Annotated in this window: 9 protein-coding genes; 4 read left to right on the top strand and 5 right to left on the bottom strand. The window is 44.9% G+C overall.

Going from position 1 to position 9,626, the window contains the following annotated elements; all coding sequences use genetic code 11:
- Positions 1-157: 157 nt before the first annotated feature.
- Positions 158-1,003: a carboxylating nicotinate-nucleotide diphosphorylase gene (gene nadC / locus FTV14_RS05565; protein ID WP_034704010.1), complete on the bottom strand. Its 846-nt coding sequence runs from the start codon at positions 1,001-1,003 to the stop codon at positions 158-160.
- Between the two features lie 181 nt (positions 1,004-1,184).
- Here nadC and ampD point away from each other — a divergent pair, with 181 nt between their 5' ends.
- Positions 1,185-1,757, top strand: a complete 573-nt coding sequence (ampD, locus tag FTV14_RS05560; RefSeq protein WP_159124180.1) for a 1,6-anhydro-N-acetylmuramyl-L-alanine amidase AmpD — start codon at positions 1,185-1,187, stop codon at positions 1,755-1,757.
- Between the two features lie 77 nt (positions 1,758-1,834).
- Positions 1,835-3,385: a murein biosynthesis integral membrane protein MurJ gene (gene murJ, locus FTV14_RS05555; protein ID WP_180053494.1), complete on the top strand. Its 1,551-nt coding sequence runs from the start codon at positions 1,835-1,837 to the stop codon at positions 3,383-3,385.
- Between the two features lie 84 nt (positions 3,386-3,469).
- Here the strand turns inward: murJ and FTV14_RS05550 are convergent, their stop codons facing one another.
- Positions 3,470-3,628 (bottom strand): DUF1328 domain-containing protein, encoded by a 159-nt coding sequence (locus tag FTV14_RS05550; RefSeq protein WP_004647174.1) that lies wholly within the window; start codon positions 3,626-3,628, stop codon positions 3,470-3,472.
- Positions 3,629-3,820: 192 nt separating this feature from the next.
- On the opposite strand from FTV14_RS05550, the gene FTV14_RS05545 reads away from it, so the two are divergent.
- Positions 3,821-4,273: a YcgN family cysteine cluster protein gene (locus FTV14_RS05545; protein WP_180053493.1), complete on the top strand. Its 453-nt coding sequence runs from the start codon at positions 3,821-3,823 to the stop codon at positions 4,271-4,273.
- A 43-nt stretch (positions 4,274-4,316) separates the two neighbouring features.
- On the opposite strand, the gene FTV14_RS05540 is transcribed toward FTV14_RS05545, so the two are convergent.
- Positions 4,317-6,449 carry a bifunctional diguanylate cyclase/phosphodiesterase gene (locus FTV14_RS05540; RefSeq protein ID WP_180031980.1) on the bottom strand — a complete coding sequence of 711 codons (2,133 nt, stop codon included), beginning with the start codon at positions 6,447-6,449 and terminating at the stop codon, positions 4,317-4,319.
- 267 nt (positions 6,450-6,716) lie between these two features.
- Between FTV14_RS05540 and FTV14_RS05535 the strand changes: the two genes are divergently transcribed.
- Positions 6,717-7,991, top strand: coding sequence for a replication-associated recombination protein A (locus FTV14_RS05535; RefSeq protein WP_180031978.1), 1,275 nt, complete (start codon positions 6,717-6,719; stop codon positions 7,989-7,991).
- 267 nt (positions 7,992-8,258) lie between these two features.
- Here FTV14_RS05535 and purC read toward each other — a convergent pair whose 3' ends face one another.
- The gene (purC, locus tag FTV14_RS05530) at positions 8,259-8,978 is read right to left on the bottom strand and encodes a phosphoribosylaminoimidazolesuccinocarboxamide synthase (protein ID WP_004781395.1); all 720 of its coding nucleotides are present in this window, start codon (positions 8,976-8,978) and stop codon (positions 8,259-8,261) included.
- A 38-nt stretch (positions 8,979-9,016) separates the two neighbouring features.
- A complete protein-coding gene (locus FTV14_RS05525) occupies positions 9,017-9,622 on the bottom strand; it encodes a lipoprotein-34 precursor (NlpB) (protein ID WP_034703997.1) in 606 nt (201 codons plus the stop codon).
- Positions 9,623-9,626 lie beyond the last annotated feature (4 nt).

Here is a 9,626-nt window from a genome sequence, read left to right as displayed (position 1 = left end):
GAATAATTCAAGTGAATTTGTTTGAAAGAAGAACTTTAAAAGCTTTATTTTCACCCGATAAAATACCCATAAAACAAGAGGAAGCTCATTTGAGCTTCCTCTTGTGAAAAATTGTGGGACAGCAATGGCTATGGCACCCTTTTTTAATAATAAGACTTTAACCATTAAAACGCATCGACAGGTCAATGGCTTTGACATCTTTGGTTAGTACGCCCATCGAAATATAATCTACGCCTGTACTCGCCACTTCACGTAAGTTATCAATGGTGATATTGCCTGAGGCTTCCAGTTTACAGCGACCAGCCACATGTTTGACCGCATCAATCATTTGCTGCTGACTGAAATTATCCAGCATCACGATATCAGCCTCGGCTTCTAGGGCCTGATTCAGTTCATCCCAGGTTTCAACTTCCACTTCAACTGGTTTACCCGGTGCAATCTGGTGGGCCATGGCAATCGCCTGGCGAATGCCGCCGGCTGCCATAATATGATTTTCTTTAATCAAAAAGGCATCGAATAGGCCCAGACGGTGATTCTGACCACCACCGACAGCAACAGCATATTTTTGGGCAATACGTAAGCCTGGCAGCGTTTTACGGGTATCTAAGAGCTTGGTATGCAGACCGTCCAACTCTTTGACATAGGTTGCTGTTTTGGTCGCAACTGCAGACAGCGTCTGTACAAAGTTCAGGGCAGGGCGTTCTACAGTCAGTAGGCTACGTGCAGAACCGGCCAGTTTTAGAAAAGCTTCATTGGCAGCGACATGATCGCCGTCATTTTTTAGCCAGATCACTTCTACACTCGGATCATAGGCCTGAATCAGGGCATTGACCCAAGGCTGACCAGCAAGAACCATTGCTTCACGGCTAATAATCGTGGCAGTCGCCTGTTCATCTTCAGGAGTCAGCAGGGCAGTAATGTCACCATCGCCAATATCTTCGGAGAGTGCCTGTTGAATATTGATCTGAATCGACTGTTCTAGCAAAGCCTGAGATATGCTCATGAGTATTTCCGTATCTTTTTTAGCCGTGAAAAATTGTGCGTTATCTTAACACCGTTACATTAAAATGAGCGATTTTTCATACAGCCTGCCGGGATGAATTGAGATTTGCCTATGAAAGTTTTAGCATTAAGCCGGCTGCAATCCTGATATTGCAGATTTTATTTTTGTACAGGACAGTTTTATGCAACAGGCAGCTGAGTTTCAAATCCGGGACGGGCAATTGCTCGGGGCGCGCCAGATCCCTTCTCCAAATTTTAATCAGCGGCCTGAACATACCGACATCCAGTTACTGGTGATCCATAACATCAGTCTGCCGCCGTCACAGTTTGGTGGTGGCTATATTGAACAGTTTTTTCAGAATCAGCTGGAGTGGTCAGTGCATCCGTATTTTCGGACTATTGAAGGCATGCAGGTGTCGGCGCATCTGCTGATTTTGCGTTCTGGTGAAGTGCTGCAGTTTGTGAATTTCAATGACCGAGCCTGGCATGCAGGTCGTTCTAACTATCTGGCCAAAAAAGAATGTAATGATTATTCCATCGGGATTGAACTGGAAGGCAGTGATGACCTGCCGTTTGAACAGGCACAATATGATGCCTTGGTCAAAGTCACCGCCTGTTTGCAAGACTATTATCCAAAAATGCAGCAGCATATTGCCGGACATTCGGATATTGCACCGGGACGTAAAACCGATCCGGGACCATATTTTGACTGGTGTGCTTTTCGTGCCCAGTTACAACATTATAAGAACCCATGACCCTTCAGGAAGTCATGTGATTAAGCAATGAACTTCTTTTGCAAGTTTCATTACAATAGGCCCAAATTAATTATTAGGTGAATAGGATGGCGCTTTGGCGTTCGACCGTAATTGTCAGTGCGATGACCATGTTGTCGCGGGTTCTGGGATTGGTCCGGGATGTGGTTTTACTGAATGTATTCGGTGCCGGTAAAGATTTCGATACCTTCGTGGTGGCATTTCGTATTCCAAACTTTTTCAGACGACTCTTTGCAGAAGGGGCATTCTCCCAAGCCTTTATTCCGGTACTGACTGAATATAAGACCAGTCGCACCCATGCAGAAGTGCAGATCCTGATCAGCCGGGTCTTTGGCTGTCTGGCTACCTTCATGACCACCCTGACCATGATTGCCATCATTGCCGCACCGGTGATCATGTATATCTATGCGCCAGGGTTTCATGGCGATGAAACAAAGTTTGCGCTGGCCACAGACATGTTCCGCCTGACCATTCCCTACCTGCTGTTTATGTCATTAACGGCTTTTGCCAGCAGTATTCTTAACAGTTATGGCTCTTTTAGTACGCCAGCCTTTGCTCCGGTTTTATTGAATATTGCCATGATTGCCGGTGCGCTCTGGCTCACTCCTTTTATGGCAGAGCCGATTATGGCGCTAGGCTGGGCCGTCGTCATTGCCGGGATTTTGCAGCTGGCAATCCAGATTCCAGAGTTATGGCGTAAAAACCTGCTGATTCCACCGAAAGTGGACTTCAAGCATGAAGGGGTGGATCGCATCATGAAACTGATGCTACCCGCTTTATTTGGTGTATCCGTCACCCAGATCAACCTGTTACTGAATACGGTTTGGGCTTCTTTCATGCAGGACGGTTCAGTGTCGTGGTTATATAGTGCTGAACGCATGACCGAGTTGCCATTGGGTCTGATTGGCGTGGCAATTGGTACCGTGATTCTGCCGTCTTTATCCACACAGCATACGGAAAAGAATCCGGAAAAATTCCGCGACATGATGGATTGGGCAGCGAAAGTCATTGTGCTGGTGGGTCTACCAGCCAGTATTGCCTTGTTCATGCTGTCAACACCGATTATTCAGGCATTGTTTGAACGTGGACAGTTTACCTTTGAAGATACCCAGATGACTGCCTTGGCACTGCAATGTATGAGTGGTGGTGTGATTGCTTTTATGCTGATTAAAGTCTTTGCTCCCGGCTTCTATGCCCAGCAGGATACCCGTACACCGGTACGCGTCGGTTTAATGGCGGTAGCAGCCAATGCGATTCTGAACGTGATCTTTATTGGTTTCTTTAAGCTGATTCATTGGGAAGCGGAGCATATGGCACTAGCACTGGCTTCGACCGGTTCAGCCATGGTCAATGCGGGTCTGCTGTATTTTTATCTGCATCAACGCAATATTTTCCGTTTTGGGGCACACTGGAAAAAAATCTTTATGCAATTCATGTTTGCCAATGTGGTGATGATTGCAGCCTTGGCCTATGCACTGAGCTGGTACAATGGTGATGTATCACAGTGGATGCGTGTACTGGAAGTGCTGATTTTATGTGTGGTAGGAGTCGTGGCGTATTTGGCCGCATTGGTCGCTGCTGGTTTCAGACCACGCCATATCAAACCGTAATTCATTTTGGGCGCATAAAAAAACAAGAGCCAAATGGCTCTTGTTTTTTCTGTAGGAAACTTTTCCTTAAGCAGAACTCAGTCGCTAGACCTTGCCGCGAGAAAGGAAACCAACAATGGCAAGAATAACGGCAATCACCAATAAGATAATTGCGAAATCCTTAGATAAGCCTGCTACTCCACCGAAACCAAGTAGACTGGCAATCAAGGCAATCACAGCAAAAATAATAGCCCAGCGAAACATATCAATTCTCCATGTGTTTTTATTCTCAAATCCAGTATAGGAATATTCGATTTTGGGCACTGTTAGTGTTTTGTTGATGTACTGTCTCTGATTTAACAATAGTTTACGTGATATTAATAAGATTCATGTCCCTACATTTCCTTTGTTGAGACTTGGTATAATAAGCTGATTTTTACCATAGCCGTTTTGATTATGTCTGATGCCTTACGTCCATACTTCTGGAAAAAATATAGTCTCACTGAGCTGACGCCAGAAGAATGGGAAGCGCTTTGTGACGGTTGTGGGCTTTGCTGCCTGATCAAGCTGGAAGATGAAGACACCCACGAAGTCGCCTATACCAAAGTGGCTTGCAAATTACTGGACTGCAAAACTGCCCGCTGTTCGGATTATCCGAACCGGCTGCAATATGTGCCGGATTGTATCCAGCTGACACCTGAGAAACTGGACACTATTCACTGGTTACCCTCAAGCTGTGCTTATCGCCGAGTTGCTGAAGGGAAAAGCCTGCCATCCTGGCATTATCTGAAGACGGGTTCACGACAAAGCGTGATTCAGGCCAAAAAATCCTCTGCTGGTCGCTGCTTAAGTGAAGTCGATATTGATGAAGATGAAATTGATGAATATATCGTGCGCTGGGTGCGCTAATGATTAGCGCAATCCAACCCCGTCAAATGATTAAATAAAAAAATTAAGCGGCCTGTTGTAGCAGTTGCTGTGCTGAAGACCCGGACATAGGACGATAAAAATAAAAACCTTGTCCGATCTGGCAATCACAATTGATCAGCGTGTCCAGTTGTTCAGTATTTTCAATACCCTCGACCAATACATCCAGAGAAATACTGGAACCAATCTGGGTAATGGCTTTGACAATGGCCAGCGCAGACGGATCATTGTTCATGCGTTCTACAAAGTTGCGATCAATCTTGATGCAGTCGACCGGATATTCCTGCAAACGGGTCAGGGAAGAATGACCGGTACCGAAGTCATCCAGAGAAATATGAATTCCATGTTTTTTCAGCAGGTTCAGTGCCCGGATCACATAATTGGCTCCGCCTTCAGACAAGCTCTGCTCGGTAATTTCCAGCTCAACCTTATGCGCAGGAATATTGAATCGGGACAGACGAGCCAGAAATTTCTCAGCATAGTCATCGCGCAGGAATTCAACTGGAGCTGCATTGATTGAAATTGGCAGTATATCCAGACCTTCGGCCTGCCAGCGGCTCATATCCTCAAAGACTTTTAGCTGCATGGTTTCACTGATGCGCGAAGCCAGATCATAGTCCTGGAACGCTGAAAAAATATGAGAGGGTAACTGGATCTGATGCTGTTGATCCTGCCAACGCAATAAGGCCTCAAAACCAATCACCTCACCATCGGAGAGACGGACCTTAGGCTGATAATAAGGAATGATCTGATCCGCATGAATAATCTTGCGTGCCAGCGTCAGTTGTTTGGTCATGTTTTCCAGTGACCGGAACATCTCCTGATTAAACATGCGAATCCCGCCACGACCACTATTTTTCAGATCATTCAGGGCAATATCGGCACATTTCAGCAGGTTGGAACTATTCTGGGCATCACGCGGATAAACGGTACAACCAATACTCATGCCGATACTCATACGATGGCCGACATAACTCACTGGTTGTTCTAGTTGAGCATAGGCCAGTTGTGCGGTATTAATCAGCTGGGCTTCGTTTTCCAAGTTTTTGACCAGAATGGCAAACTCATCTCCGCCCAGACGGGCAACGACTATATTGTTGGAGCCAAAACAGGCCTGAAAACGCTTGCCCAAGACATGCAACAAATGATCTCCGGCAATATGACTCAGGGTGTCATTGATATGCCGGAAATAGTCCAAGTCGATCAGGAGCAGGCCAACCATCATTTGCTGTTGCTTGGCTTTTAGCAGCACCTGTTTAAAGGTCTTATAAAAGGCATTACGATTATACAGTCCGGTCAGTTCATCACGCTGAATCACGGCTTTTAAACGGCTTTCGGCTATTTTTTGCTGGCTGATATTGCGTGAAACACACAAGATATTTTGGGGAGTATTATTTTCGTCCAGAACTGGAGTCAGCAAATGATCCCAATATTCTGGGTCCTCATTCTCCGTCTGGGCTTTTTCTACAAAACGGCTATTTAAGCCTTGAGCAGCCTGTTTTAAAGCGCGTTGTCCGGTTTTTTTAACTTCAGCGGGTAACAGGTTTAACCATAAATGCGGGGCAGGCTGCTGTTCAGGATCAATCCCTAACTTATGACAGGCCGACTGATTGATATGACGGATCTCGCCTTGTGGAGACATCACTTTAATACAGTCGACACTGGCATCCAGCATGTTTTTCTGGGTAGAAATGACCTGAGACAGCTGTTGCTGAATCTCAAAATATTCATGGATGTCTGTCAGTGATACCGACCATTGCAGCAGATGTTCCGCGGTATGCTGAAACTTAATAGCCAAGGCACACATACGGTAGCTGGAATCAGCCGATTTAATCCGGCACTGGGTATTAAAGCCTTGTTGCTGATTCAGTGCAGCATGCCATTGCTTAGAAAACGCTGGTTGATCATCTGGATGAATCAGGCTTTGCCATTCTTTAGGACCATATTTACTTAAATTGGTGCCTAAATAATCCGAAAGTGCCTGATTAAAATATTCAATATTATCTTTGCCCAGCACCCAGAGTGGATGTGGCACATCATTGATTAGGTCCTGTAATAATCTGTATTTTGCCTGTTGCTCATTAGAAGATTGTATCGAGGTTGAAATAAGCGACTCAGCGCATTCTGCAGTTGTTCGTCTAGATTTATTATGCTTCATGCATCCCCACCGATACCACCCAAAGAGCATCCAATCAGTTGCTCAAGTCCATTCTAATTAATATGAGACAATGTGAAATTTACAAGGTTATTCACCTGTAATTAATCATGTTCTATTTATCTACTTTTCATAAGATTAATCCATTCATTGTAAAAAAAATAGAGCTTTCTTACATAAATTAAATTTTTCTCATAAATGTTTGAAATATTGGAATCAAAACTACCGGTGTTAGAATGAAAGCAGAATTTAATTTGAGCCAATAATAAGATGTCAGACAGTCATATCCCGCTTCCAGAACGCTTGCGGCCTCGCGACCTTACAGAAATTATCGGGCAGGATCACTTGCTTGGAGAGAATGCACCTCTACGTCAGATGATTGACCAGGGGCATTTACCATCGATTATCTTCTGGGGGCCACCTGGAGTAGGTAAAACCACAATTGCCTTGCTACTTGCCCAAGCGGTGGACCGGCCATTTATCAGCCTGTCTGCACTTAATACTGGTGTGAAGGAGTTGCGTGAAGTCATTGCAGAAAGTGGTGATCTGCTGACGCCCGTGGTGTTTATTGACGAGATTCACCGTTTTAATAAATCCCAGCAGGATGCACTGCTGAATGCCGTCGAAAAAGGCAAAATTACCTTGATTGGTGCGACGACGGAAAATCCATCTTTTGAAGTCAATAGTGCCTTGCTGTCACGTTGTCAGGTCTATACCTTAAATGCGCTGAGTGATGAAGCGATTCAGACTTTACTGACTCAGGCGATTCAGACTGACAAATTTCTGCAGGAACGCTATATCCAGATTGAAGAATTTGACGTCTTATTGCAGTTTGCCGCTGGGGATGCGCGTAAGGCCCTCAATTTGCTGGATCTGATTGCCAGTACCTTTGAGGCTGACCAGGAAAATATCATTACCAATGCGATTGTGGTCAAAGTCGCACAGCAGAATATTGCCCGTTATGACAAATCTGGCGAACAGCACTATGATCTGGTTTCGGCCTTCATCAAGTCGATTCGTGGCAGTGATCCGGATGCTGCCCTGTACTGGATGGCGCGTATGCTCAAAGGTGGTGAAGATCCGGTCTTTATTGCCCGCCGTATGCTGATTGCAGCATCAGAAGATATTGGCAATTCCAATCCGAATGCCTTGTTGCTGGCGGGCGAATGCTTCCGCTCAGTTCAAGCGATTGGCATGCCGGAATGCCGGATTATTCTGGGACAATGTGCGGTTTACCTGGCGACTAGTGCCAAAAGTAATAGTACCTATCTGGCGATTAACAAGGCGATGGATCTGGCTGAAAAAACGGCCAATTTGCCAGTGCCTTTACATCTACGTAATGCACCGACCAAAATGATGAAAGAGCAGGGCTATGGGGTAAATTATCTGTATCCGCACAACTATCCGGAACATTTTGTCCTGCAAGATTACCTGCCGCCTGAGCTGAAAGGCACCAAGCTGTACGAATCGGCACGTAATAAGCGTGAAGTAGAAGGCGAACGTCTGCAACAACGTCGCTGGCAGCAGGAACAACAGCAGCAATAAGCAAAAAAAAGCCCAATTCAAGGAGAATTGGGCTGAAATAGGATGTCTTGGGGGAGATACATCCTAGAGGGTAAGGGTATAAATCTGGTCAGCAACATCAGATGGATTGCATCTGCTGGGGATGTTGCTGGGATGCAGTAATATTAAGGCATGCATTGAATAATGTAAAAACGATCATTTTTATTAATAAAATTCATTTTTTCGATCATAAGATTAGACAATAAAAAACCGGGTTATTAACCCGGTTCTTTGAAGCACTATTAGTGCTTAGATATCTTCAAGATTGATACCTAAACGTGCTGCAACTTCTTCGTACGCTTCAACCACGCCGCCTAGGCCTTGACGGAAACGGTCTTTATCCAGTTTTTTCTTGGTGTCTTTATCCCATAGACGGCAACCGTCTGGAGAGAATTCGTCACCCAGTACGATACGGTCGTGGAACACACCAAATTCAAGTTTAAAGTCAACCAGAAGCATATTACCCGCTTCGAATAATGCTTTAAGCACATCGTTCACTTGGTAAGTCAGTTCTTTCATTTTTGCCAGTTGTTCAGCAGTCGCCCAACCTAAAGCAATCGCTTGAGATTCGTTCACCATTGGATCGCCTAGCGCGTCATCCTTGAAGAACAATTCGAATGTAGGAGGCGTTAATTCTTTACCTTCTTCTACACCCAGACGACGGCATAAAGAACCCGCAGCATAGTTACGTACCACACATTCTACTGGAATCATTTTAAGTTTTTTCACTAACACTTCAGTTGGTGTCAGCAGTTTCTCAAAATGAGTTTCAATACCAGCAGCAGCCAGCTTTTCCATGATGAAGGCGTTAAAACGGTTATTCACCTTACCTTTACGATCCAGTTGTTCGATTTTTTCGCCATTGAATGCGGACGCATCGTCACGAAAAACTAAAATCAGGTGGTCTTCACTGTCCGTGGTATAGACAGATTTCGCTTTACCAGTATAGAGCAAGGTTTGTTTTAACATGAGGGAACCTTCTACAAAAAAAAATGCCTAGAAAATGTCTAGGCTGGCCAATTTTGGTAAATCTGGTTTAACAGTTCTGCTGCTTTTTCGCGGTCGGCAAAACTGTTATCGGGATTAAACACAGCCAGGGTGTTACTCGAACCTGCGGGAGAGAGTCTTAAAACATAGGTTTGCTGATCAACCTGAATCGTTACTTCATAACGATCTTTATTTTGACCAACGATAGAATGGTTAAGGCTGCTAAGCGTGGCAAGAGTGTATTGCCATATTGTAGCAGCATTTCCATCAATTTTGAGCAGTGGATTTTGATTTCCGTCAGTGACTAATTGCGGCTTTCCTGAAAAATTTTCTTGAGTTTCATCTGCTTGAGTTGAATTTACTGGCTGTGCAGTAGGGCGTGGCATCGCAAAGCGGTTACCACGCTGATTTTCAAGCTTTGGTGCATTTTCCAGGGCAAGCGGATCCACTGTCGGAGCAGGGTACAAAGGCGTTGCAGGACGAACCATTGACCCTTCAGGATATTGTAATGGTTGCAGCGTGGTTGTTTCTTTATAGTCCAAGGTACCGTTTTTAAAGGCCATTGAACTACAACCTGCTAAACTGAATACTGAAAGTGCCAGGGTAAGTCCTAAACGTAATTGCATAATC

Origin of the sequence: Acinetobacter sp. YH12236, from assembly GCF_013417645.1 — a bacterium.
Lineage (GTDB): Bacteria > Pseudomonadota > Gammaproteobacteria > Pseudomonadales > Moraxellaceae > Acinetobacter.
Note: the sequence above shows the minus strand (reverse complement) of the source record. Positions and strands in the feature narration are given on the sequence as shown.